Origin of the sequence: Streptomyces sp. KR55 (assembly GCF_052245645.1) — a bacterium.
In the GTDB taxonomy this organism is placed as follows: domain Bacteria; phylum Actinomycetota; class Actinomycetes; order Streptomycetales; family Streptomycetaceae; genus Streptomyces; species Streptomyces flavusporus.
The window spans coordinates 19,723-43,954 of record NZ_JBQQCE010000009.1 but is presented as its reverse complement, the minus strand read 5'-3'; the positions used below and the strand labels follow the sequence as shown (position 1 = coordinate 43,954).

Genomic DNA, 24,232 nt, shown 5'->3' with positions numbered 1-24,232 from the left:
GAGCCCGCGGTCTGACGCTTCTTCGCATCCGGTTTGGTCAGATGGAGACCACGGAACACACCACTCCTCACCTATTCGGGTGAGAATGGCGGCTCAGGTGGACGAGTGCGAGGACGCGAAGTGACGGACAGCCGCCGCCGACGACGGAGGTAAGGCACACATGGCACCGTACGAATCCGACGACAGCACGACCGCGGCGCAGGCCGAAGAGCTGCGCGCGGCGCGGCGGCGCAAGGCCGCGCGGTACGTCGTCCCGGCGGCGGTCCTGGGGGTGGCTGCGGGGACCATCGGGCTCGTCCCCGCGATCGCCGACTCCGGCAGCCCCGATCTGCCGGAGATCAGCGCACAGCAACTCATCGAGAAGATCGCCGAGTCGGACGTACAGCAGCTGTCCGGCACGGTGAAGATCAGCACCGATCTGGGGCTGCCCGACCTGGGCGGCCTGGAGAGCGGGCTGACGTCCGGCGCGACCCCCTCGGACGGCGAGGGTTCTGCGGCCGACCCGTCGGCCAAGCTGACCGAGCTGGCGTCCGGCACGCACACGCTGCGCGTCGCGGCCGACGGCCCGGACAGGCAGAAGCTGTCGCTGCTGGAGAACGCCGCCGAGTACAGCCTGATCCACAACGGCAAGGACGTGTGGGGCTACGACAGCGCGTCCAACGAGGTCTACCACGGCACCGCCACCGAGGCCGCGGACGGCAAGGCGTCCGAGGAGGTGCCGGCCACGCCCAAGGACCTCACCGAGGAGGCCCTGAAGGCGGTGGACGACACGACGTCCGTGACCGTCGACGGCACCGCCCAGGTGGCCGGCCGCGACGCGTACAAGCTGCTCATCGAGCCGAAGCAGTCCGGTTCCACGGTGGGCGCGATCAGTGTGGCGGTGGATGCGGAGACCGGGCTGCCACTGAAGTTCACGCTGACCCCGGCGAGCGGCGGTGCCGCCGTGGTGGACGCGGGCTTCACACAGGTCAGCTTTGCCGCGCCGGCCGCGTCGACCTTCGACTTCGCCCCGCCCAAGGGTGCGAAGGTGACCGAGGGCGACAGCCTGGAGGCGGCACCGGAGCACGAGCGGAAGTCCGAGGAGGACCTCGGCAAGGGCCTCGACGGACTGAACGTCATCGGCGAGGGCTGGAACTCCGTCGCCGTCCTCGACACCGGCGCCGAGGGCGGCATGCCCTCCGACGCCGCCGGCGGCGACATGGGCAGCTTCCTGGGCTCGCTCGGCGACGAGGTGAAGGGCAAGTTCGGCTCGGGCACGGTCTTCAAGACCCGTCTGGTCAACGCCCTGATCACGGACGACGGCAAGGTCTACGTCGGTGCGGTCACCAAGGACGCGCTGGTGAAGGCGGCCGACTCCGGGCAGTGAGTACCGTACGGAAGGGGCAGTAAGTACCGTACGCGCACGACGAATCGGGGAGACGATGGGCGAATCGTCCGCCACGGCAGAGCAGGGCGCGGGTGACAGCGTCATCCACACCCGCGCCCTGACCAAGCGCTACCGCGGCGGACAGCTCGCCGTCGACGGGCTCGATCTGACCGTCCCGGCGGGCAGCGTCTTCGGCTTCCTCGGCCCCAACGGCTCCGGCAAGACCACCACCATCCGCATGCTGATGGGCCTGATCGAGCCCACGTCGGGCACGGCGCACGTGCTGGGGCGGCCCATGCCCCGGGCCACGCGCGCCGTGCTCCCGCACGTGGGCGCCCTCATCGAGGGCCCGGCCCTGTACGGCTTCCTCTCCGGCCGCGACAACCTCCTGCGCTACGACTCCGCCGACCCGGCCGCCGATCCACGCACCCGGCGGACCCGCGTCGCCGCGGCGCTGGACCGGGTTGGGCTCGCGGCGGCCGCCGGCAAGAAGGCGAAGGCGTACTCCCTGGGCATGAAGCAGCGGCTCGGACTCGCGGCCGCGCTGCTCCAGCCCCGGCGCCTGCTCGTCCTCGACGAACCGACCAACGGGCTCGACCCGCAGGGCATGCGCGAGATCCGCGCCCTGATCCGGGAGCTGGCCTCCGACGGCACCACCGTGTTCCTGTCCTCGCATCTCCTCGACGAGATCGAGCAGGTGTGCACGCACGCCGCGGTGATGGCGCAGGGCCGACTGATCACCCAGGGCGCGGTGACGGACCTGGCGGCGGGCATCCGAGGCCGGCTGGTGGTGACCACGCCGGACACCGGCGACGCGGCGCGGGTGCTGAAGGAACGCGGGGTCGCGGACGTCATCGTCGAGGATGACCGGGTGACCGGTGAACCTCCGGACGGGGAACTCGCCGACCTGAACGCCGCGTTGGTGACGGCGGGGGTGCGGGTCCGCGGCTTCGGGGTGGAACGGGCCTCCCTGGAGGACGCGTTCGTGGCGCTGACGGGGGAGGGTTTCGATGTCGCAGGTTGAGGCCATCGGCTCCCGCCGCAGCCCGTTGTGGACCTTCGGTCTGCTGCGCAGCGAACTCACCGTCACCTTCGGCCGCTGGCGCACGCTCGCGCTGCTCGGTGTGCTCGCCGCCGTCCCGGTCCTGGTCGGCATCGCTGTGAAGATCGAGACGAGTGACGGCTCGACGCTGGGCGGAGGCGGCCCGGAGGGCGGCGGGGGTCCGGCGTTCATCACGCAGATCACCAACAACGGACTGTTCCTCGTCTTCACCGCCCTCGCCGCGACCCTCCCGTTCTTCCTGCCGATGGCCGTCGGCGTCGTCGCGGGCGACGCGATCGCCGGCGAGGCGAACGCCGGAACCCTGCGCTACCTCCTGGTCGCCCCCGCCGGCCGTACCCGCCTGCTGCTCACCAAGTACGCGACCACGATGGCCTTCTGCCTGGCGGCCACCCTCGTCGTCGCCGTCTCGGCACTGACGGTCGGCGCGCTGCTCTTCCCGCTCGGCGACCTGACGACCATCTCCGGTACGCGGATCAGCTTCGCCGAGGGACTGGGCCGGGCCCTGCTGATCGCCCTGGTCGTCGCTGCGTCACTGATCGGGATCGCGGCGCTCGGGCTGTTCGTCTCGACGCTGACCAACAGTGGCATCGCGGCGATGGCGACGACGGTCGGGCTGCTGATCACCGTCCAGATCCTCGACCAGATCCCCCAACTGCACGCGCTCCACCCGTACTTCTTCTCCCACTACTGGCTGTCCTTCGCCGACCTGATGCGCGAACCGGTCTACTGGGACGACCTGGTGCGCAACCTCGGCCTCCAGGGCCTGTACGCGGCCGTGTTCGGCTCGGCGGCCTGGGCGCGGTTCACGACGAAAGACGTCACCGCGTAGATGCTCGGGTCCTAGGAGCCCTGGTACGGGAAGCGGGCGAGCGGCGGTTCCTGCGTGAAGAAGGTCTTCGCGCGGGCGAGGGCCTCGGCGTCGTCGAGTACGTCTCCGGGCTTGCTGCCGTTGCCGAGCAGGACCCCACCGAAGCGCATTCCCATGTAGGCGGCCGAGTGGTTGAGGGTGCCGATCAGTGGGTCGGCGACCTCGCTCTCCTCGTGCGCGAGGGCGGTGACCCCCCAGAGGGTGCGCCCGGCCAGCGTGGCCTTGAAGTCGAGGCCGGGGGTGCGAAGCCAGCCGGACCAGTAGTCCAGGTAGCGCTTGGTGTGGGCGGACACCGAGTACCAGTAGAGCGGCGACGCGATCACGATGTCCGTCGCCGCGAGCGTGGCATCCAGCAGGAGGGCCACATCGCCCTCCGTGGGGCGGATGTGGTCGCTGTCGTGCCGGAGGTCCACGAAGTCGGGCAGCGGGCGCTCGGCGAGGCTGATCCACTGTTGCTCGACGTCCGCGGGGAGTTGCTCGGCGGCCCTGCGGGCCAGCAGTTCGGTGTTGCCCTCGCTGCGGCTGCTGCCCAGCACGAACAGAAAGCGGCGGGTCATGGTTCCCCCAGATCCCAGATGGTCGGCAGGCGCCAATTGCACGCACGTGCATTTTATGCACACGCAAGCAATCTCGTCCAGGGGCCATTCCAGGGACCTGCTCAAGGGGTCAGCGAGCCGCCCTCGTCAGCCGGGCCAGCGCCTCGGTCTCCCGGGGCGGGCGGCCGCTCAGGTCGCCGAGACGCCAGGCCTGCACCCAGGGCACGCGGTACACGTCGACGACCGACTCGATGAGCTTGGTCTGCTGTGCCAGCGGTCGCGGCAGCCGCCCCGGCGCGTCCGCGACCAGCACGACGGCGTCCAGGTCCAGCCCGGCCGGAGCCTCGCCGCGCCGAAAGATCTCCAGGGCGTGCAGGACGGCCGCCAGCCCCGCCGCGTGCGTCCGGGCGACGAGCAGCACCGAGGGCGGATCACCGGGGCCGGGCCAGTCACGCCCGCAGTCCTGACCGCCGTAGACCGCGGCCAGCGTGGAGACTCCCGACCCGCCGTGCGTGCCGACCCAGGAGAAACGCCGGACCGTGCCGGAGGTGCGGGCGGGTTCCGGTTCCGGTACGGCCACCGGTCCCCGGATCCAGATCTCCGGCCCCTGCTGCGCGCCCGTCCGCATGCCTGCTCCTCTCTGTCGTCACCTCATCGATCTTCGCGGCTCGGTGGACGGCTGCGTGACGGGGGTACCCGTTCTTGGGACGAGCCTGTGACGCGCCGGTGACGCGAGCACCGTGGGGGAGCGGCGAGACTCGGGAGTACGGGTTCGCCGACGTGCGGACGCCAGCGAGTGAGGGAACGGATGTCTCGACTCAGCCGCGAGAAGAAGCGGGAACAGCAGCACCAGGCCGCCTCTGCGGTGTCGGCGATCGACGTTCACGTGCCGGGCGCCGGCAGCGCCTCGATCGGCGGTGTCCCGGTCGTCGTCGCGCCGGGCGAGGAACTCCAGCACGCCGTCCTGAATCACCTTCACCGCGTCGCCCTCGCCACCGGCCGACCCGTCCTCGCCAGGGTCCACGACGAACGCATCGGCTACGTCGTCCCCCTCCAGGTCCACCCGGACGGCTCCAGCCGGTACACGGGGGAGCCGGTGCGGACAGGGGCGGCGGAGCCGCAGCCCTCGCAGGAGCCCGCGCCCGTGCCGCCGCACACCGCACCGGACCCGGCACCGACGGCCCCACCGCATCCCCCGCATCCCCCCGCCCCCGACCGCCCCACGCAGGTGTTCCGCACCTCCGCCGAGCCGCAGGCCGGGTCCGCGCCGACGTTCCGGATGCGGGCGGTGCCGGAGTCGTCGCCGTCGGGTGAGGTGGCGCCGACGTTCCCGTTGCGGGCGGTGACGGAGCCGCAGCCCTTGGGTGATGCGGTGCCCACCTTTCCGTTGCGGGCGGTGCCCGAGGGCGCCGTCCCCGGTTCGGCCGTCGCCGCGCCGACGGGCGAGTTCGGCCCCCCGCCGGTGATGGATGCCAAGCCGCACCCGGAGTCGTTTGCATCGTCGGCGTCGGACCCCGACCCGAAGCCCACCCCGCCCCGGGGCTTCGACGCCGTCGCCGAGGCCATCCTCGGTGACGCACCCTGGAACCCCCGGAACCCTGAGAACGCCGAGGAGCACAACGACCCTGCTTCCGCCGTCCTCGCCGAGCCGATCGCCCGGATCGGCGAGGCCGTGAAGGCGGGCCGGATCGAGGCCGCGGCGGAGCTGGCCGAGCAGACCCTGGCGGAGGCGTCGGCGACGCTGGCGCCGGACCACCCCGAGCTGCTCCGGCTGCGCGAACTCACTGCGTACGTCGCCTACTTGGCGGCCGAACCGGTCCGGTCCTTCCGCCTCTCCCTCGACGTGGTGCACATCCACCGCCGCCTGCGGGACGCGGAGGCCGCCTACGGCAACGTCCAGAGCGCGGACACCGCCTGGCGGGCCGTACGCGACCCCGAGCTCGGGCTGGAGCTGGGGCGGGACCTGATCGGCCTGTGGACCGAGCTGGTCACCGAGGGCGGCCCGGCTGCCGACGACATCGAGGAACTGGAGTCCGCCCGCGCCCGCATGGGCCGCCTGGCGAACCGGGCGGGACGGGCAACCGGAGCGTGATGCAGAGGACACCAGTCCCTAGTGCACGCAGAACTCGTTCCCCTCCGGATCCTGCATCACGACCCACTCCCCGCTGGGTTCCTTGACCTCGCGCAGCACACTGGCCCCCAGCCCGCGCAGCCGCTCCACCTCGTCGGCCCGCTGCCCCCGAGCGGGGTGCAGGTCCAGGTGGAGCCGGTTCTTGCCGGACTTGGGCTCGGGGACGCGCTGGAACAGCAGCCGCCGTCCCAGCCCGGTGCCGCTCTCCTCCTCGACCGGGTCCTCCGGATGCCGTACGGCGACCAGGTCCCGGAAGGCGGGGCGGCCGTGGAAGTCGACGGTGGCGGCGACGGGCAGGGCGCCCAGCTGCAGCAGCCGCTCGATCAGGGCGCTGTTGTCCTCGACCTCGTAGCCGATCGCGGCGGCCCAGAAGTCGGCCTGTGCGTGCGGGTCGTGGCAGTCGATGACGAGCTTCCAGTGCACGGGTGCCGGCGCTGATGTCGTGTCGGTCATGAAACCTTGAGCTCCTTCTCGGTCTCGGCCCCGGCCTCTCGTGCGTCGTATGCCGCTCGTGCCGCGGCGATCTCCCGCTGGTGGTCCTCGGTCCATCTGACCAGTGACTGGATCGTGGCGTGCAGTGTGCCGCCGAGCGGGGTGAGTTCGTAGTCGACCCGTGGCGGTACGACCGGGTGCACGGTGCGTCGGACCAGGCCGTCGCGTTCCAGCTGGCGCAGGGTGACCGTCAGCATCCGCTGGCTGACGCCGTCGATCTCCCGGCGCAGCTCGGTGAAGCGCAGTCGGCGGTTCTCCAGCAGGGCGATGACCAGCAGGGACCACTTGTCGGCGACGCGGTCGAGGATCTGCCGTACCTCGCAGCCCTCCCGGGTGTCCCACTGGAAGGGGTCGGCGTCGCCGTAGTCCACGGTGCTCGCGCAGTTACTCGGTGACTTCGAAGTGCCTACTTCCATGTCTGTCGATGCTGCCGCAGGCTGGCTGTGGTTACAAGAGGGAACCGACCCTCAGTTCCGTAACCGACTCTGTCTTCGCCTACCTGAGGAGTCCCCATGGGCACCCGCGCCTGGGCCCTGCTGCTCGTGCTGTGCGGAACGATCTTCCTGGAGGGCATCGACGTCGCCATGATGGCGGTCGCGATCCCCACCATCCGGTCCGAACTGGGCCTGTCGACGGGAACGGCGGCCTGGGTGATGAGCGCCTATGTCCTCGGCTACGCCGGCTTCACCCTGCTCGGCGGGCGGGCCGCCGACCTGCTCGGCCGCCGCCGGATGTTCCTGACCTGGCTGACCGTCTTCCTCCTCTTCTCCGGGCTCGGCGGATTCGCGACCGACGGCTGGATGCTGGTCGTCGCCCGCTTCGTCACCGGCGTCGCCGCGGCGTTCATGACCCCGGCCGCGCTGTCGCTGATCACGACGTCGTACGAGGAGGGCCCGCAGCGCAACAAGGCCCTGCTGGTCTTCGCCGGCACGGCGGCCGGCGGCTTCTCGCTGGGCCTGGTCATCGGCGGACTGCTCACCCAGCTCGGCTGGCGGTGGGTGTTCTTCGCGCCGGTGCTGCTGGCGGGGGCGCTGCTGGTCGCGGCGGTGCGGCTGGTGCCCGCGGCGGACGGTGCCCCGCGGGTGCGCGGCGGCTTCGATCTGCTCGGCGCGGTCACCGCCGCCGGCGCCATGCTGCTGGCCGCCTACGCCGTCGTACGCCTGGAACACGGTCTGCACGACTGGCCGCTGACCGCCCTCGCTGTGCTCGCCGCGGCGGCGCTGGGCGGCGCCTTCGTCGCCGTCGAGCGGCGGGCCGCCGCCCCGCTGGTCCGGCTGGGCATCCTGCGCAAGGGGTCCGTGGTGCGGGCCGACCTGGGGGCACTGCTCTTCGTCGGGGCCTTCTTCGGCTTCCAGTTCGTGGTCACGCTGTATCTGCAGGAGCTGCGCGGCTGGTCGTCCCTCCAGACCGCGGTCGCGCTGGTCGTCCTCGGCTGCGACGCCGTGCTCGCCCCGACGCTCACCCCGAAGCTGGTCGCCCGCTACGGCAACGTCCGCGTGATCCTCGGCGGCTTCGTGCTGGCGGTCGTCGCCTACGGGCTGTTCCTGCCGGTCGGCCTGGACTGGTCGTACGCCGTGATGTTCCCGACGCTGATCCTCGCGGGCACGGCGTTCGCCCTGGCGTACGGGCCGCTGACCATCGCGGCGACGGACGGGGTCGCGGAGGAGGAGCAGGGGCTGGCCGGCGGGCTGCTGAACACCGCCACCCAGTTCGGGTCCGCGATCGGGATCTCCGCGGTGACCGCGGTCTACGGCTTGGCGTCCAGCGGCTTTGGCCCGGAGGCGACGCTCTCCGCGTTCCGTACGGCGCTGACGGTGCCCGTCGCGATGGTGGTGCTGGGCACCCTGGTCTCGGCCCTGAGCGTGCGAGCCGACCGGCGCGCGGTACGCAGCGCGTCCCAGGTGAGCAGCGTGAGCGCCAGCCAGACCAGCGCGAACCCGGCCCAGCGCTCGGGCGGCATGGCCTCGCGGAAGTAGAGGACACCGAGCAGGAACTGGAACACGGGGGCCAGGTACTGCAACAGCCCCAGCGTGGACAGGGGCACGCGGATCGCGGCCGCACCGAAGCAGACCAGCGGGAGTGCGGTGACGACACCGGTCGTGGCGAGCAGCGCCGCGTGCCCCGCGCCCTCGGTGGCGAACGTGGAGCCGCCGTCGGCCGTCAGCCACAGCAGATAGGCCAGCGCCGGCAGGAACTGGATCGCGGTCTCGGCGGCCAGCGACTCCAGTCCGCCGAGGTTGACCTTCTTCTTCACCAGGCCGTACGTGGCGAAGGAGAAGGCGAGGATGAGCGAGATCCACGGCGGCCGGCCGTAGCCGACGGTGAGGACGAGAACCGCCGCGAAGCCGATCCCGACCGCCGCCCACTGCACGGGCCGCAGCCGCTCCTTCAGGAGCAGTACGCCCATCGCGATGGTGACGAGGGGGTTGATGAAGTACCCGAGGGAGGCCTCGACCACCTGCCCGCTGTTCACGGCCCAGATGTAGATGCCCCAGTTGACGGTGATCACGGCCGCGGCGACCGCGATGAGCGCCAGTCGGCGCGGCTGCCGCAACAGCTCACCGGCCCAGCCCCAGCGCCGTATGACGAGCAGGGCGGCGCCCACGAGAACGAGGGACCACACCATCCGGTGGGCGAGGATCTCGAGCGCCCCGGCGGGCTTCAGCAGCGGCCAGAAGAGCGGGACGAGGCCCCACATCCCGTATGCCGCGAAGCCGTTCAGCAGACCTATGCGCTGCTCGCCCCTGGACTTCCCGGCCACCGGCTCCTCCTTCGTGCGTCAGCCTCGCCTGAACGAAGGTAGCGCCGAGCCACCCCGCCTGTCATGCCCGTATCGCTATACGGTCATGACGGACGGGGTCCGCTGTGCCGGTTCAGCCCTTGAGCGCGGCGGTGATGGCCTCGGAGAGCGGGGTGGTCGGACGGCCGGCCAGGCGGGACAGGTCGCCGGTCGAAACGACCAGCTCGCCCTTCTCGATGGAGGCGTCCACGCCCGCGAGGATCGCGGCCAGCGGCTCGGGCAGGCCGGCGCCGGTCAGGATGCCGATGAGCGCCTCGGTCGTGACCGCGTTGTAGGCGATCTCCTTGCCGGTCTGCCGGCTCAGCTCGGCCGCGTACTCGGCGAAGCTCCACGCCTCGTCGCCGCCCAGCTCGTACGTCTTGTTCTCGTGCCCCTCGCCGGTCAGCACGGCAACGGCGGCGGCCGCGTAGTCGGCGCGGGAGGCGGAGGAGACCCGGCCCGCACCGGCGGCGGCGACGACCGCGTTGTGCTCCAGTACCGGGGCGAGGTTCTCCGTGTAGTTCTCGTGGTACCAGCCGTTGCGCAGCAGCGCGTACGGCACGCCGGACGCCAGGACCGCCTCCTCGGTGCCGCGGTGGTCGTCGGCGAGGGCGGCGGTCAGGCTGCCGTTGGCGCTGGTGTAGGCGAGCAGCGCGACACCGGCCGCCCTGGCGGCCTCGATGACGACCTTGTGCTGGCCGACGCGGCCCTTGTCGAACTCGTTGCCGGAGATCAGCAGGACCTTGTCGCCGGCGGAGAACAGCCCGTCGAAGGTCTCGGGCGCGTTGTAGTCCGCGACCGCCAGCCGTACGCCACGGGTCGCGAAGTCGGCCGCCTTGGCCTCGTCGCGGACGACGGCGACGACCTGGTCGGCCGGAACCTTCTCCAGCAACTGCTCGATGACGTGCCGGCCGAGCTGTCCGGTGGCTCCGGTGACGACGATGCTCATGAGGTGACTCCTGTGTACGGGTGAGTACGGGTTGGTATGGCACTCACCCTAGGAGTGGCGCTAACTATTGGAAAGTACCCACTTTGAAGTAAGGTACCTGCATGGCGGAGAGTGGAACGGCAAGCGGCTGGAAGCCCGACGGCGAGACGATGTGCCCGCATCGCCTGGTCCTGGAGCACGTCACCAGCCGCTGGGGTGTGCTGGTGCTGACGTGTCTCCTGGAGCGCCCGCACCGGTTCAGCGAGCTGCGCCGGGCGATCAGCGAGGTCCGCCCGGTCAGCGAGAAGATGCTCACCCAGACGCTGCAGACCCTGGAGCGGGACGGCATGGTGCACCGGGACGCCAAGCCGGTGATCCCGCCGCGCGTCGACTACTCCCTGACCGAGATCGGCCGCGAGGCGGCGGAGCAGGTGCAGGGACTGGCGCTGTGGACACAGAAGCGGATGGACGACGTGGTGAAGGCGCGGCGGGCATACGACGAGGCCCGGGCCTGAGACCCGGGCCCCTGTGCACCTACGGTGCTCAGCCGACGACCGTCCAGGTGTCGCCGCCGGCCAGCAGTGCGGCCAGGTCGCCCTTGCCGTTCTGCTCGATGGCCGTGTCGAGCTGGTCGGCCATCTGCGTGTCGTAGACCGGCCGGTCGACGGCGCGGAAGACGCCGATGGGCGTGTTGTGCAGGGTGTCCGGGTCGGCGAGCCTGCTCAGCGCGAAGGCGGTGGTGGGGGAGTCGGAACGGGCGTCGTGCACGAGCACCTGGTGTTCGTTCTCCGGCGTCACCGTGACGACCTTGAGGTCGCCGGTCTGCTGGTCCCGTACGACACCACGCGCGTTGTCCCGGCCGAAACGGATCGGCTGCCCGTGCTCCAGCCGGATCACCGCCTCCTCGGCCTGCTGCTTGTCCTTCAGGGCGTCGAACGCGCCGTCGTTGAAGATGTTGCAGTTCTGGTAGATCTCGATCAGGGCCGTGCCCGGGTGGGCCGCGGCCTGGCGCAGTACCTCGGTGAGGTGCTTGCGGTCGGAGTCGACGGTCCGCGCGACGAACGACGCCTCCGCGCCCAGGGCCAGCGACACCGGGTTGAACGGCGCGTCCAGCGATCCCATCGGCGTCGACTTGGTGATCTTGCCGACCTCGGAGGTGGGGGAGTACTGACCCTTGGTCAGGCCGTAGATCCGGTTGTTGAACAGCAGGATCTTGAGGTTGACGTTGCGGCGCAGGGCGTGGATCAGGTGGTTTCCGCCGATCGACAGCGCGTCGCCGTCACCGGTGACGACCCACACGCTCAGATCGCGCCGGGAGGACGCGAGTCCGGTGGCGATGGCGGGGGCGCGGCCGTGGATGGAGTGCATCCCGTAGGTGTTCATGTAGTACGGGAAACGGGAGGAGCAGCCGATGCCCGAGACGAAGACGATGTTCTCCTTCGCCAGGCCCAGCTCGGGCATGAAGCCCTGCACGGCGGCGAGGATCGCGTAGTCACCGCAGCCGGGGCACCAGCGCACTTCCTGATCGGACTTGAAGTCCTTCATGGACTGCCTGGCCTCGGCCTTGGGCACGAGCGAAAGCGCCTCGATCGTGCCCGTGCCTTCCGTGGACGTCTCAGCCATCGATGGCCTCCTTGAGCGCCGTGGCGAGCTGTTCTGCCTTGAACGGCATCCCGTTGACCTGGTTGTACGAGTGGGCGTCGACCAGGTACTTCGCCCGGATCAGCGTGGCGAGCTGACCGAGGTTCATCTCGGGGATCACCACCTTGTCGTAACGCTGCAGCACCGTACCGAGATTCCGGGGGAAGGGGTTGAGGTGCCGCAGATGGGCCTGCGCGACCGACCTGCCGGCGGTGCGCAGACGGCGGACCGCGGCCGTGATCGGTCCGTACGTCGACCCCCAGCCCAGCACCAGCGTGCTCGCCTCGTGCGGGTCGTCGACCTCGAGGTCCGGCACCTCGATGCCGTCGACCTTGGCCTGACGGGTGCGGACCATGAAGTCGTGGTTGGCGGGGTCGTAGGAGATGTTGCCGGTGCCGTCCTGCTTCTCGATGCCGCCGATGCGGTGCTCCAGACCCGGCGTGCCCGGGATCGCCCACGGGCGGGCCAGGGTCTGCGGGTCCCGCTTGTACGGCCAGAAGGCCTCGCTGCCGTCCTCCAGCGTGTGGTTCGGGCCCTGCGCGAACTGGACCCCGAGGTCGGGCAGCTCGTCCAGCTCCGGGATGCGCCACGGTTCGGAGCCGTTGGCGAGGTAGCCGTCGCTCAGCAGGAACACCGGGGTGCGGTACGTCAGCGCGATCCGGGCCGCCTCCAGGGCGGCGTCGAAGCAGTCGGCGGGGGTGCGGGGCGCGATCACCGGCACCGGCGCCTCGCCGTTGCGTCCGAACATCGCCTGCAGCAGGTCGGCCTGCTCGGTCTTCGTCGGCAGTCCGGTCGACGGCCCGCCGCGCTGGATGTCGACGACCAGCAGCGGCAGCTCCAGCGAGACCGCGAGCCCGATGGTCTCGCTCTTGAGCGCCACACCCGGCCCCGACGTCGTGGTCACGGCGAGCGAACCGCCGAAGGCCGCGCCCAGCGCCGCGCCGATGCCCGCGATCTCGTCCTCGGCCTGGAAGGTCCGCACACCGAAGTTCTTGTGCTTGCTGAGCTCGTGCAGGATGTCCGAGGCCGGGGTGATCGGGTACGAGCCGAGGAACAGCGGCAGGTCGGCCTGCTTGCTCGCGGCGATCAGACCGTAGGACAGGGCCAGGTTCCCGGAGATGTTGCGGTACGTGCCGACCGGGAACGCCTTGACGGCCGGTGCGACCTCGTAGGAGACGGCGAAGTCCTCGGTCGTCTCGCCGAAGTTCCAGCCCGCGCGGAACGCGGCGATGTTGGCGGTCGCGATGTCGGGCTTCTTCGCGAACTTGGACCGCAGGAACTTCTCGGTGCCCTCGGTGGGCCGGTGGTACATCCAGGACAGCAGGCCGAGGGCGAACATGTTCTTGCTGCGCTCGGCCTCCTTCCGGGTGAGGTCGAACTCCTTCAGCGCCTCGACGGTCAGGGTGGTCAGGGGTACCGGATGCAGGTGGTATCCGTCGAGCGAGCCGTCCTCGAGCGGGCTGGTCGCGTACCCGACCTTCTGCATCGCCCGTTTGGTGAACTCGTCCGTGTTGACGATGATCTCCGCGCCGCGCGGCAGGTCGCCGACGTTGGCCTTCAGGGCCGCCGGGTTCATCGCCACCAGCACGTTCGGCGCGTCACCGGGGGTGAGGATGTCGTGGTCGGCGAAGTGGAGCTGGAAGGACGACACCCCGGGCAGGGTCCCGGCGGGCGCCCGGATCTCGGCGGGGAAGTTCGGCAGGGTCGACAGGTCGTTGCCGAAGGACGCCGTTTCCGACGTGAAGCGGTCACCGGTGAGCTGCATACCGTCACCCGAGTCCCCCGCGAACCTGATGATCACCCGGTCGAGACGGCGGACGTCCTTGACGCCGGCCGCTTTGCGCTGCTCTCCCACGACGGCTCCGTCGGCCTGCTCCGCTTGGCTACTGACCTGGCTCGTCACTGAACTGGACCTCCTTCGAGGCGGCTGTCTGGGAGTGGCCTTCCCGCAGGCTCTCCCAGGACCAACCCTACGTCGGCACGGCTTGCCTTCCCTCGGTCATTCGCATGAAGAACACCGCTTGAGACGCGGGCCGTACCCCGCTTAAGACGCAGCCCGTACCCCGTTGGATGCGCGGCCCGGCCCGTACTCGTCAGGAATTCAAGTACGTCAGGACGGCCAGAACCCGCCGGTGATCCCCCTCGCTCGGGGACAGGCCCAGTTTCAGGAAGATGTTGCTGACGTGCTTCTCGACGGCGCCGTCGCTCACCACCAGCTGCTTGGCGATGGCCGAGTTGGTCCGCCCCTCGGCCATCAGCCCCAGCACCTCACGCTCCCTCGGGGTGAGCCCCGCGAGCACATCCTGCTTACGACTGCGCCCGAGCAGCTGCGCCACGACCTCCGGATCGAGGGCGGTGCCCCCCTCGGCGACCCGCACCACCGCGTCCACGAACTCCCGCACCTCGGCCACCCGGTCCTTCAGCAGGTACCCGACCCCGCGGCTGGATCCGGCCAGCAGTTCGGTGGCGTAGCGCTCCTCCACGTACTGCGACAGCACGAGCACACCGAGCCCGGGATGCTCCTTCCGCAGCTGCACCGCGGCCCGGACGCCCTCGTCGGTGTGCGTCGGCGGCATCCGCACATCGGCCACCACGACGTCCGGCAGGGTCCCCTCGGCGTTCAGATCCGTGATGGTCTTGATCAACGCCTCCGCATCCCCGACTCTGGCGACGACCTGGTGCCCACGGTCGGTCAGCAACCGGGTCAGGCCCTCCCTGAGCAGCACCGAGTCCTCGGCGATGACCACCCGCACCCTGTCCTCCACGATCCTCGGCCCCCCATTGCCCGACTCGGCCCGTACGACCAGTCAAGCATTCCAGCTTTCGGACGGGGGCGGGATTGCACCGGGAGGGGGAGGGCGCTCACCCCCGCCAAGGGAGTTCCGCGGTGATCCGGGTGGGCCCGCCGGCCGGCGAGTCCACCACGAGGATCCCGTCCACGGCATCCAACCGCTCCGCCAGCCCGGCCAGCCCGGATCCCCCGCCCGCACCGGCACCGGCCCCGCCCACGCCGTTGTCCATGACCTGCAGCATCAGCCGGTCCTCCGACCGCCACACATCCACCGCCGCCCAGCTCGCCCGCGCATGCTTGCTGATGTTCTGCAGCAGTTCCGACACCGTGAAGTACGCGATCCCCTCGATCGCCGGCGCCGGCCGCGACGCCAGGTCCACCTCCACCTGCACCGGCACCGTGCACCGCGAGGCGACCGCGGAGAGCGCTGCGTCCAGGCCACGGTCCGTGAGGACCGCCGGATGGATCCCGCGCGCCAGGTCCCGCAGCTCCTGCAGCGCCGTCTTCACCTCACCGTGCGCCTCGTCCACCATCTGTGCCGCCGCCTGCGGATCCTGGCTCAGCTTCTCCTTCGCCAACCCCAGATCCATCGCCAGCGCCACCAGCCGGGCCTGCGCCCCGTCATGCAGATCGCGCTCGATGCGCCGCAGATCCGCCGCCGCCGTGTCGACGACGACGCCCCGGTCGGACTCCAGCTCCACCACCCGCGTCGCCAGCCGCGACGGCCCGAGCAGCCCGTGCACCAGCAGCCGGTCCACCAGGGTCAACGCCCGCACGATCCACGGCGTGGCCAGCGTGAACAGCAGCCCCACCAGCGCCGTCACCGTGATCTCGAACGGGTTGTCGAGATAGACGTGATGTGTCTCGTCGCCGTACAGCTGGAGCCCGTCCTGTCCGCCGTACATGGGGAACAGCCAGAACCACAGCGGATACGTCAGCAGCGCCCAGCCGTACGCCCAGAAGTTCACCGCGACGACGAAGGAGAACACCGCCCACGGGAAGTGCAGCACCGCGTACAGCAGATGCCGCCACGACGTGCCGCTCTTCAGGACGGCGCCGATCCACCCCATCAGGCCGCTCCTGCGCACCCGCAGCGGCTCCGGATCGGCCACCTCCAGCCCGAGCAGTCCGCGCGCCCGCGCCCGCTCCAGCGCCCCGAGCCCCCGGCACCCCGCGAGCCCCGCCGCCAGCACCGGAATGCCGAGGAACGTCACCAGCAGCCCCGCACCGAGCGCGAGCATCGTGACGGCGTACGTGAACATCAGCACGCCCATCGGCAGGCTCAGCAGCACATACGCGAACTCACGCCAGCTGCGCGCCTCGAACGGCGCCCGCAGCCCGGCCGGCAGCCGATGCCGCCGCTCGAGCCGCCCGATGTGGGATCCGTACCCCTGTCCGTACTCCGTGGCCATCGGCCTACTCCCCGTCTCCTCGTCCTGCTCGTTGTGCCTCTGCGGCGGTCGTGCCGTCGTATCTCCACCCTGCTGGGCGGCGGGCGGGCGGACCATGGAGTCCGTCGGCGTCTCGAACGGGGGGTTTTCCCTACCTTCCGCGCCCGCGCCTATGCGCGCCGCGGCTGCCGGTCGCGCCAGGGCAGCTCGGCCGTGATGAGCGTCGGCCCGCCCCGCGGCGACTCGATGACGAACAGACCGTCGACGGCGTCCAGCCGCTCGGCGAGCCCCCGCATCCCCGTACCACCGTCGAGTCGCGCACCCCCGCGGCCGTTGTCCCTCACCTGTATGAGCAGCCGTTCCTCCGTCCGCCACACGTCGACGGAGGCGGACGTGGCCCGGCTGTGCTTGCTGACGTTCTGCAGCAGCTCGGAGACGGTGAAGTAGGCGATGCCCTCGATGGCCTCGGCCGGTCGCGACTCCAGGTCGACGGTCACCTTCACCGGCACCGTGCAGCGCGAGGCGACCGCGGAGAGCGCCGCGTCAAGGCCGCGGTCGGTGAGGACCGCCGGATGGATCCCGCGCGCCAGGTCCCGCAGCTCCTGCAGCGCCAGCTTCACCTCGCCGTGCGCCTCCTCGACCATCGCCGCCACCAGTTCGTCGGCCTGGCCCTCCAGCAGTTTCTCCTTGGCCAGGCCGAGCCCCATCGCCAGGTTGACCAGGCGGGCCTGCGCCCCGTCGTGCAGGTCACGCTCGATGCGGCGCAGATCGGCGGCGGCCGTGTCGACCACGACCCCCCGGTCCGACTCCAGCTCGGCGATCCGCCGCTCCAGCTCGTCGGAGGGCGACAGCAGCCCGCGCACCATCGCCCGGTCCGCGTTGGCCAGCCCGCGGGCTATGAACGGCAGCACCGGCCACAGCACGAACAGCGAGGTCAGCGTGATGACGAAGGTGAGAATGCCCCAGGGCAGCCGCATGAAGTCGTACAGGATGGTCCGCCAGCCCACCGGGTCCTTCAGCATCATCCACAGCTGCGTGAAGAAGCCTCTGCCGCCCCGCAACGGCAGCGGACTCGGCTCGTCCACCCGCACCCCGAGCAGCTTCCTGGCCCGCGCCCGCTCCAGCTTGCCCAGCTGCCGCGCGCCCATCAGTGCTGCCGCGAGCAGCGGGAACCCGATCACCGTGACGGTCAGGAAGGCGCTGGTGAACAGCGCCGTCGCCACGTAGACGAAGCCCAGCAGCGACATCGGCAGATTGGCCAGGAGATGCGCGATCTCCTTCCAGGTGTGCACGTCGTAGGCGAAGCGGGGCGGCGGCACCCGGTCGTCGGGGTCGGCGGGCGCCGGGCTCGGCGCGGGGAAATTCTCGGTCACATGGGCCAGCGTGCCCGGCGGCGCGCGGCCGCGCCATGAGGTGGACCGCCAGGTTCTGCTGAGGAAAACCCCACCCCGGCCGCTCAAGGCGATGATGAGCTGCTTACCGCCGCTTTAACAGGCCCTAGACTCACGTTGCGTACAGATACCGCAAGGTCATCGCAAGGTCATCGGGTCGAGGTCAGGGGAGCGAGGGACGGACGTGCGGGAACCGACCGTCGAACGGACCGCAGTCGTCGCGGCCGACTACTTCCAGTCCTATTCGGTCGTCGGACTGCTCGCCGCCATCGGCGTGCTGTTCGTCGCCATCGCGTTCGGCGCCGGCCGACTGCTGCGCCCTGTCGTCCCCACCCCCGAGAAGCTCCTGACGTACGAGTGCGGCGTCGACCCCGTGGGCGAGGGCTGGGCGCACACCCAGGTCCGCTACTACGTCTACGCCTTCCTGTACGTGATCTTCGCGGTCGACTCGATCTTCCTCTTCCCGTGGGCAACGGTCTTCGCCGCCCCCGGCTACGGGGCGACGACCCTCGTGGAGATGTTCCTCTTCCTCGGCTTCCTGGCCGTGGGACTGCTGTACGCCTACAAGAAGGGTGTCCTGGCATGGACGTGACGCCAGAAGCGACCCCCTCGGTGACTCCTCCCGAGCCCGTACTGCTCCCGGAGCCGAAGCGTCTCGGCGCCCTCGCGCGCCTCGCCCCCGAGCCCATGAAGGTCGTCCTGAACTGGGGCCGCCGCTACTCGCTCTGGGTCTTCAACTTCGGACTCGCCTGCTGCGCCATCGAGTTCATCGCCGCGTCGATGGCCCGCCACGACTTCATCCGCCTCGGCGTCATCCCGTTCGCGCCGGGCCCGCGCCAGGCCGACCTGATGGTCGTGTCGGGCACGGTCACCGACAAGATGGCGCCCGCTATCAAACGCCTGTACGAGCAGATGCCCGAGCCGAAGTACGTCATCTCCTTCGGCGCCTGCTCCAACTGCGGCGGCCCTTACTGGGACTCGTACTCCGTCACCAAGGGCGTCGACCAGATCATCCCCGTCGACGTCTACGTCCCCGGCTGCCCGCCCCGCCCCGAGGCACTGCTCCAGGGCATCCTGAAGCTCCAGGAGAAGATCGCCCGCGAGTCGCTGGGCGAGCGCTACGGTACGGCGCGCCCGTCGGCGGCCGCGCTGCAGAGCGGTCTGGTCCAACCGCCGGCCGCGGCCGGCACCGGTGCGGGGGAGGCCTGATGAGCAGCACGGTCGGCTGGCTGCCCGCCCCCGCCGAGCAGCTGTTCGGTGCGGAGGCCACGGCCGAGGAGTCGTACGAGGTCCTGACGGTCGACGTACCCGCGACCACCTGGACCGCGGCGCTGCGCACCGCCCGCGACGAGCTGGGCTGCACCTACTTCGACTGGCTGAGCGCGGTCGACGAGCCGGGCACGGGTTTCCGCATCTCGGCGCACGTCGTCGCGCTCTCCCCCGTACGCCGCCTTCTGCTGCGCACCACAATCCCGCACGAGACCCCCGTCCTCGCCTCCGCCGTGGACGTCTACGCGGGCGCGGCGTGGCACGAGCGCGAGACCCACGAGATGTTCGGCGTCACCTTCGAGGGCCACCCGGCCCTGGACCACCTCCTTCTTCCGGAGACCTTCGAAGGCCACCCGCTCCGCAAGGACTTCGTCCTCGCCTCCCGCGTCGCCAAGGCGTGGCCGGGGGCGAAGGAACCGGGAGAGGCCGCGGCCCACGGCACCCCCAAGCGCCGCCAGATGCTGCCCCCGGGCGTCCCCGACCCGAACGAATGGGGCCCGCTCAAGGGCCAGCTCCCCCCGGCCCCCGCCCGTCCGGCGCGCGGCGCCGCCCGCCCCGCGGGCGAACGCCCCGCACGCCGCACCCGCACGGCCACGGAGGGTTCGGCTTCGCAGCGCCCGACACCCGCCTCCACGCCCGCCGAATCCCCACGCCGCGCGCGGAGCGCGAGCGAGGGCTCGGCTTCGCAGCGGGCGACGGGCGCGGCTGCTGGGCCCCGGCGTGCGCGGAGCGCCGGTGAGGGCTCGGCTTCGCAGCGGGCGGAGGGCGCGGACGCCGAGCAGACCCGGCCCGACACCGCCACCCCGCGCAGCTCCGACGCGCCGTGGCACCACGCACGTCCGGCGTTCGACGAGCGCGAGGAGAAGGACACGGGGCCGGGGACTGCCAAGCCGGAGGCTCCCGAAGCGAACCGTGCGGAGTCGACGCCGGATACGGAACCGGCAGACGACGAAACCCAGACCCCCAACCCCGAGGACTTCGAAGGAGGCCGGCAGTGAACGATGTGCTCGACGTCGCCCTGCGACTCCTGATCGTCTTCGGCGTGTTCCTCACCTTCCCTCTGATCGTCGGCCAGACCGAGCACAAGGTGATGGCGCACATGCAGGGCCGCCTCGGTCCCATGTACGCCGGCGGCTTCCACGGCTGGGCCCAACTCGTCGCCGACGGCGTGAAGTTCGCGCAGAAGGAGGACGTGGTCCCGACCGGCGCGGACCGCCGTATCTTCCAGCTCGCGCCCGCTGTAGCCCTCCTGCCGTACCTCCTGGTCCTGCTCGCCATCCCGATCGGCCCCGGCGAGGGCGCGGTCGGCGAGGTCATCGACGCGGGCATCTTCTTCGTGCTCGCCGTGATGGGCGTCGGTGTCCTCGGCTCGCTCATGGCCGGCTGGGCCTCCGCCAACAAGTTCTCCCTCCTCGGCGGCCTGCGCACCGCCGCTCAGCTTCTCGCCTACGAACTCCCGATGCTCCTCGCCGCCGCCTCCGTCGCCATGGCGGCAGGCACGGTCTCCCTCCCCGGCATCCTGGACGCCTTCGAGTGGTGGTGGCTGCCCTGGCAGATCGTCGGCGCGATCGTCTTCTTCGTGGCAGGGCTGGCCGAGCTGCAGCGCCCCCCGTTCGACATGCCCGTCGCCGACTCGGAGATCATCTTCGGCGCGTACACCGAGTACACCGGACTGCGCTTCGCTCTCTTCCTCCTCGCCGAGTACGCCGGAATCATCGTCCTGTGCGGCCTGACCACTGTCCTCTTCCTGGGCGGCTGGCACGGCCCCTGGGGCGCCGACGGCCTCGGCTGGGTCTGGACCCTGCTGAAGACCGCCGTCCTCGCGTTCCTCGTGATCTGGCTGCGCGTGACCTACCCCCGCCTGCGCGAGGACCAGCTCCAGAAGCTGTCCTGGACCCTCCTCGTCCCCCTCTCCCTCGCCCAGATCGCCCTCACCGGCGTCGTGAAGGTGGTGATCCAGTAACCATGGCTCCGATCCCTGGCAGTGGCCTCGCCAAGGGCCTGGCCGTCACCCTCCGCACGATGACGAAGAAGACCGTCACCGAGCAGTACCCGGACGTCCAGCCCGACCTCCCGCCCCGCACCCGCGGTGTGATCGGCCTGTTCGAGGAGAACTGCACGGTCTGCATGCTGTGCGCCCGGGAGTGCCCGGACTGGTGCATCTACATCGACTCCCACAAGGAGACGATCCCGGCGGCGACGCCCGGCGGCCGTGAGCGCAGCCGCAACGTCCTCGACCGGTTCGCCATCGACTTCTCGCTGTGCATGTACTGCGGTATCTGCATCGAGGTCTGTCCTTTCGACGCGCTGTTCTGGTCCCCGGAGTTCGAGTACGCCGAGACCGACATCCGTGACCTCACCCACGAACGCGACAAGCTCCGCGAGTGGATGTGGACGGTCCCGGCCCCGCCCGCCCTCGACCCCGGCGCGGAGGAACCGAAGGAGATCGCCGCCGCCCGCAAGACCGCCGAGAAACTGGCGGCCGCGCAGGCCGAGCCGGCCGAGCCGGCCGAACCCGCCGATCCGCAGGGAGGTGAGTCGTGACTCTCGCCGCAGCCGCCGCGACGGCGCACGCCACGGCCACCACCACGGCCGCGGAAGCGCACGGCTTCCTCTCCCCGACCGGAGTCGAGATCGCCTTCCTCCTCGTCGGCCTGGTCACCTTCGGCGCCGCGATCGTCACCGTCACCACCAGACAGCTGGTGCACGCCGCCCTGTGGCTGGTGGTGACCCTCGGCGGTCTCGCCGTCGAATACCTGCTGCTCACCGCCGAGTTCATCGCCTGGGTGCAGGTCCTCATCTACGTCGGTTCCGTGGTCGTCCTCCTCCTGTTCGGCCTGATGCTCACCAAGGCCCCCATCGGCCGCTCCCCGGACGCCGACTCCGGCAACCGCTGGGCCGCCCTCACCGTGGCCGTCGCCTCGGCCGCCGCCCTGATCTGGGTCGTCGTCGACGCGTTCCGTACGACCTGGATCGACCTGGACGGCGCCCCCGTCGGCTCCACCGAGGTCACCGGAAAGGCCCTCTTCCAGAACTGGGTGCTTCCCTTCGAGGCCCTCTCCGTCCTCCTCCTCGCCGCCCTCGTCGGTGCGATCGTCCTGTCCCGCAAGGCGAAGGCAGCCGAGTCCGGCACCGAGAGCTCCCCGCCCCTCCCGAGCACCCGAAGAGCCCCGGGCAGTGACAAGGGCGGTGTCCGCTGATGCACCTCGCCTATCCCGCCGTCCTCTCCGTCCTCCTGTTCTGCACCGGCCTGTACGGCGTCCTGGCCCGCCGCAACGCGATCCTGGTCCTGATGTCGGTCGAGCTGATGCTGAACGCCGTCAACCTGAACCTGGTCGCCTTCGACGTCTGGCTCAGCAGGACCGCCGAGGAGACCCTGCACTCCGGTCAGGCGCTGACCCTGTTCACCATCGCCATCGCGGCCGCCGAGATCGGCATCGGCCTGGCGATCGTCCTCGCGGTCTACCGCAACCGCGGCACCTCGGACATCGACAAGCTCCGCGACACCGCCGAGGGCCACGAGGCCGACGCATCCGCCGGCGACGCTGCCGCGGCCGAGTCGGCCGCCGAGAAGGCTGAGGCCACCGCGTGACCACGACCACCCTCGCCGTCCTCGTCCCCCTCCTTCCGTTCCTGGGAGCAGCCGCGGGCCTGCTCCTCGGCCGCACGGCTCCCGGCTTCGTCCGTCCGATCGCCGTCCTGCCGACGCTCGCGTCGCTCGTGCTCGCCGTGCTGGTCGCCGTGCGCCAGGGCGGCGACGAGGCGATCGACGCCGCGACCGAACTCACCCCCACCGGCTCGGTCCCGATCGAACTGGCCCTGCACATCGACGGCTTCGCCGCCCTCGTCGCCGTCCTGGTCGCGTTCGTGGCCACCTGCGTGCAGATCTACTCGACCGGCTACCTGCGCGACGACCCGCGCTACCCCTCGTACGCCGCGCTCGTGTCCCTGTTCACCTCCGCGATGCTGCTCGTCGTCTACTCGGGCGACCTGATGGTGCTGCTGGTCGGCTGGGAAGTCATGGGCATCTGCTCCTACTTCCTGGTCGGCCACTACTGGGAGACCCCGGAGGCCCGCGCCGCCTCCCTCAAGGCCTTCCTGGTGACCAAGCTCGGTGACGTCCCCTTCCTGATCGGTCTGTTCGCGCTGGCCACCGACGCCGCGTCGTTCCGCATCACCCGTGTTCTCGACACCGTCGCGAACGGCGGACTCGACCACCCGACACTGATCGCCCTGCTGCTCCTGGCCGGCGTGGCGGGCAAGTCGGCACAGTTCCCGCTGCACACCTGGCTTCCTGACGCGATGGCGGGCCCCACCCCCGTCTCCGCACTGATCCACGCCGCGACGATGGTCGCCGCCGGTGTCTACTTCATCGCCCGTCTCCTCCCGGTGTTCGAGGCCTCCCAGGCCGCGATGGTCGTCCTCGCCGCCATGGCCGCCGTCACCATGGCCGGCTCGGCCCTCGCCGCGCTCGCCCAGGACGACATCAAGCGGGTTCTCGCCTACTCGACGATCGGCCAGCTCGGCTACATGACCGGCGCCCTGGCCGTCGGCGACCGCGGAGCCGCCGTCTTCCACCTCCTCTCGCACGGCGCCTTCAAGGCGCTGCTGTTCCTCGCGGCGGGCGTGATCATCCACGCCGCCGGCACCAACTCCCTGGCCGCCATGTCCCGCATGCACGGCCTGCGCGACCGCGTTCCCGACGCCTACTGGACGATGACCGTGGCGCTCCTCGCACTCGCCGCGATCCCGCCCTTCAGCGGCTTCTTCTCCAAGGAGTCCGTCCTCGGCGCCGCCGAACACGTCACCACCGGCCACAGCGAGCACGCCCCCGCTGCCGCGGGCTGGATCGTCCTCGTCGTCGGCCTGCTCACGGCCCTGCTCACCGCCGCGTATGCCATCCGCCTGTGGCTGCTCGCCTTCCGCGGCCACGGCACCGAGGCTCCGGACCACGGCAGGCAGCCCCTGACGATGACCGTGGTCCTGTGGGTGCTCGCCGCCCCCTCCCTCGCCCTCGGCGGACTGGCGTACCAGTCGCTGCCCGGCTGGTTCGACGGCGGTGAGCTGACCCCGACCCTCACCACGTCCGTCCTGGGCACCGGTCTGGCCCTGGTCGGGGGCATCGTCACCTACGCCGCCTGGCGGCACACCACCGAGCTGGCGGCCCGCGTGCCCCTGGGCGCGGTCGCGGCCCACCCCGAGGGCGACGCCGCGCAGGTCGAGGCCGAGGCCATCGCGAGCCACGAACCCGTGTACGGAGGCGTGGCCCACGCGCCCGACCCGGCGGACCCGGCACGCCTGCTGCTCGGCCCGCTGCACCGCCACGCGGCCGTCGGCTTCCACATGGACGCCGTGTACTCGGCGCTGTTCGTCCGCCCCGTCCGGGCCGGCGCCGGTCTCGTCCGCTTCCTCGACCGCGAGGTCGTCGACACCTACGTGCGCGGCGCGGGTGCCCTGCCCCGCTGGCTCGGTGCCGCCGTACGGCGCGCCCAGACCGGCAATGTGCAGACCTATGTGAGCGCGCTGCTCGCCGGCACCGTCGTCCTGGTGGTCGCCGCCGTCCTCGTCGCCACGGGAGCGTGAGCA

General features: G+C 70.9%; 24 protein-coding genes and 1 pseudogene. 14 read left to right on the top strand and 11 right to left on the bottom strand.

Annotated features, from left to right (window positions below; genetic code table 11):
- Positions 1-160 precede the first annotated feature (160 nt).
- From ACTWQJ_RS02615 to ACTWQJ_RS02605, 3 genes are read left to right on the top strand one after another with little or no spacing between them, the layout of a single operon-like run.
- Positions 161-1,366, top strand: coding sequence for a LolA family protein (locus tag ACTWQJ_RS02615; RefSeq protein WP_443304977.1), 1,206 nt, complete (start codon positions 161-163; stop codon positions 1,364-1,366).
- A gap of 55 nt (positions 1,367-1,421) precedes the next feature.
- A complete protein-coding gene (locus ACTWQJ_RS02610; RefSeq protein WP_443304976.1) occupies positions 1,422-2,390 on the top strand; it encodes an ABC transporter ATP-binding protein in 969 nt (322 codons plus the stop codon).
- The gene (locus tag ACTWQJ_RS02605; RefSeq protein ID WP_443304975.1) at positions 2,377-3,258 is read left to right on the top strand and encodes an ABC transporter permease; all 882 of its coding nucleotides are present in this window, start codon (positions 2,377-2,379) and stop codon (positions 3,256-3,258) included. The genes ACTWQJ_RS02610 and ACTWQJ_RS02605 overlap by 14 nt, the downstream gene beginning before the upstream one ends.
- Positions 3,259-3,269: 11 nt before the next feature.
- On the opposite strand, the gene ACTWQJ_RS02600 is transcribed toward ACTWQJ_RS02605, so the two are convergent.
- A complete protein-coding gene (locus tag ACTWQJ_RS02600; RefSeq protein WP_443304974.1) occupies positions 3,270-3,854 on the bottom strand; it encodes a flavodoxin family protein in 585 nt (194 codons plus the stop codon).
- Between the two features lie 109 nt (positions 3,855-3,963).
- Complete coding sequence (locus ACTWQJ_RS02595; protein ID WP_443304973.1) at positions 3,964-4,461, bottom strand: DUF6668 family protein; 498 nt, start codon at positions 4,459-4,461, stop codon at positions 3,964-3,966.
- Between the two features lie 180 nt (positions 4,462-4,641).
- Between ACTWQJ_RS02595 and ACTWQJ_RS02590 the strand changes: the two genes are divergently transcribed.
- The gene (locus ACTWQJ_RS02590; protein WP_443304972.1) at positions 4,642-5,925 is read left to right on the top strand and encodes a tetratricopeptide repeat protein; all 1,284 of its coding nucleotides are present in this window, start codon (positions 4,642-4,644) and stop codon (positions 5,923-5,925) included.
- Positions 5,926-5,943: 18 nt separating this feature from the next.
- Here ACTWQJ_RS02590 and ACTWQJ_RS02585 read toward each other — a convergent pair whose 3' ends face one another.
- Entirely contained in the window at positions 5,944-6,417 is a 474-nt protein-coding gene (locus ACTWQJ_RS02585) for a VOC family protein (RefSeq protein ID WP_443304971.1), read from the bottom strand.
- Positions 6,414-6,872, bottom strand: coding sequence for a winged helix-turn-helix transcriptional regulator (locus ACTWQJ_RS02580; RefSeq protein ID WP_443304970.1), 459 nt, complete (start codon positions 6,870-6,872; stop codon positions 6,414-6,416). Before ACTWQJ_RS02580 ends, ACTWQJ_RS02585 begins: the two co-directional genes overlap by 4 nt.
- Before the next feature lie 96 nt (positions 6,873-6,968).
- On the opposite strand from ACTWQJ_RS02580, the gene ACTWQJ_RS02575 reads away from it, so the two are divergent.
- Positions 6,969-8,432, top strand: coding sequence for an MFS transporter (locus ACTWQJ_RS02575; RefSeq protein WP_443304969.1), 1,464 nt, complete (start codon positions 6,969-6,971; stop codon positions 8,430-8,432).
- Here ACTWQJ_RS02575 and rarD read toward each other — a convergent pair.
- A pseudogene (gene rarD / locus ACTWQJ_RS02570) lies at positions 8,417-9,154 on the bottom strand (EamA family transporter RarD); the annotation flags it as partial. The gene ACTWQJ_RS02575 and the pseudogene rarD overlap by 16 nt on opposite strands.
- A 175-nt stretch (positions 9,155-9,329) precedes the next feature.
- On the bottom strand, positions 9,330-10,184 hold the full coding sequence (locus tag ACTWQJ_RS02565) for an NAD(P)H-binding protein (protein ID WP_443304968.1): 855 nt from the start codon (positions 10,182-10,184) through the stop codon (positions 9,330-9,332).
- Positions 10,185-10,285: 101 nt separating this feature from the next.
- Between ACTWQJ_RS02565 and ACTWQJ_RS02560 the strand changes: the two genes are divergently transcribed.
- Complete coding sequence (locus ACTWQJ_RS02560) at positions 10,286-10,678, top strand: winged helix-turn-helix transcriptional regulator (RefSeq protein ID WP_443304967.1); 393 nt, start codon at positions 10,286-10,288, stop codon at positions 10,676-10,678.
- A gap of 28 nt (positions 10,679-10,706) precedes the next feature.
- Here the strand turns inward: ACTWQJ_RS02560 and ACTWQJ_RS02555 are convergent, their stop codons facing one another.
- The 5 genes from ACTWQJ_RS02555 to ACTWQJ_RS02535 form a co-directional block, all read right to left on the bottom strand.
- Positions 10,707-11,786 carry a 2-oxoacid:ferredoxin oxidoreductase subunit beta gene (locus tag ACTWQJ_RS02555; RefSeq protein WP_385266537.1) on the bottom strand — a complete coding sequence of 360 codons (1,080 nt, stop codon included), beginning with the start codon at positions 11,784-11,786 and terminating at the stop codon, positions 10,707-10,709.
- Positions 11,779-13,707: a 2-oxoacid:acceptor oxidoreductase subunit alpha gene (locus ACTWQJ_RS02550; protein WP_443304966.1), complete on the bottom strand. Its 1,929-nt coding sequence runs from the start codon at positions 13,705-13,707 to the stop codon at positions 11,779-11,781. Before ACTWQJ_RS02550 ends, ACTWQJ_RS02555 begins: the two co-directional genes overlap by 8 nt.
- A gap of 190 nt (positions 13,708-13,897) precedes the next feature.
- Positions 13,898-14,557, bottom strand: a complete 660-nt coding sequence (locus tag ACTWQJ_RS02545) for a LuxR C-terminal-related transcriptional regulator (RefSeq protein WP_443304984.1) — start codon at positions 14,555-14,557, stop codon at positions 13,898-13,900.
- 109 nt (positions 14,558-14,666) lie between these two features.
- A complete protein-coding gene (locus ACTWQJ_RS02540; RefSeq protein WP_443304965.1) occupies positions 14,667-16,007 on the bottom strand; it encodes a sensor histidine kinase in 1,341 nt (446 codons plus the stop codon).
- A gap of 149 nt (positions 16,008-16,156) precedes the next feature.
- Positions 16,157-17,359, bottom strand: a complete 1,203-nt coding sequence (locus ACTWQJ_RS02535; protein WP_443304964.1) for a sensor histidine kinase — start codon at positions 17,357-17,359, stop codon at positions 16,157-16,159.
- Positions 17,360-17,561: 202 nt separating this feature from the next.
- Between ACTWQJ_RS02535 and ACTWQJ_RS02530 the strand changes: the two genes are divergently transcribed.
- The 8 genes from ACTWQJ_RS02530 to ACTWQJ_RS02495 are packed head-to-tail and all read left to right on the top strand — an operon-like array spanning position 17,562 to position 24,229.
- Positions 17,562-17,969, top strand: a complete 408-nt coding sequence (locus ACTWQJ_RS02530) for an NADH-quinone oxidoreductase subunit A (RefSeq protein WP_129799316.1) — start codon at positions 17,562-17,564, stop codon at positions 17,967-17,969.
- Entirely contained in the window at positions 17,960-18,586 is a 627-nt protein-coding gene (locus ACTWQJ_RS02525) for an NADH-quinone oxidoreductase subunit B (protein ID WP_443304963.1), read from the top strand. The genes ACTWQJ_RS02530 and ACTWQJ_RS02525 overlap by 10 nt, the downstream gene beginning before the upstream one ends.
- Entirely contained in the window at positions 18,586-19,644 is a 1,059-nt protein-coding gene (locus tag ACTWQJ_RS02520; RefSeq protein ID WP_443304962.1) for an NADH-quinone oxidoreductase subunit C, read from the top strand. The genes ACTWQJ_RS02525 and ACTWQJ_RS02520 overlap by 1 nt, the downstream gene beginning before the upstream one ends.
- Positions 19,641-20,609, top strand: coding sequence for a complex I subunit 1/NuoH family protein (locus tag ACTWQJ_RS02515; RefSeq protein ID WP_443304961.1), 969 nt, complete (start codon positions 19,641-19,643; stop codon positions 20,607-20,609). Before ACTWQJ_RS02520 ends, ACTWQJ_RS02515 begins: the two co-directional genes overlap by 4 nt.
- Positions 20,610-20,611: 2 nt before the next feature.
- The gene (locus ACTWQJ_RS02510; protein ID WP_443304960.1) at positions 20,612-21,190 is read left to right on the top strand and encodes a NuoI/complex I 23 kDa subunit family protein; all 579 of its coding nucleotides are present in this window, start codon (positions 20,612-20,614) and stop codon (positions 21,188-21,190) included.
- Positions 21,187-21,846 (top strand): NADH-quinone oxidoreductase subunit J family protein, encoded by a 660-nt coding sequence (locus tag ACTWQJ_RS02505; protein WP_443304959.1) that lies wholly within the window; start codon positions 21,187-21,189, stop codon positions 21,844-21,846. Before ACTWQJ_RS02510 ends, ACTWQJ_RS02505 begins: the two co-directional genes overlap by 4 nt.
- Complete coding sequence (gene nuoK / locus ACTWQJ_RS02500; protein ID WP_443304958.1) at positions 21,846-22,238, top strand: NADH-quinone oxidoreductase subunit NuoK; 393 nt, start codon at positions 21,846-21,848, stop codon at positions 22,236-22,238. The genes ACTWQJ_RS02505 and nuoK overlap by 1 nt, the downstream gene beginning before the upstream one ends.
- Positions 22,235-24,229 carry an NADH-quinone oxidoreductase subunit 5 family protein gene (locus ACTWQJ_RS02495; RefSeq protein ID WP_443304957.1) on the top strand — a complete coding sequence of 665 codons (1,995 nt, stop codon included), beginning with the start codon at positions 22,235-22,237 and terminating at the stop codon, positions 24,227-24,229. Before nuoK ends, ACTWQJ_RS02495 begins: the two co-directional genes overlap by 4 nt.
- Positions 24,230-24,232: the final 3 nt, after the last annotated feature.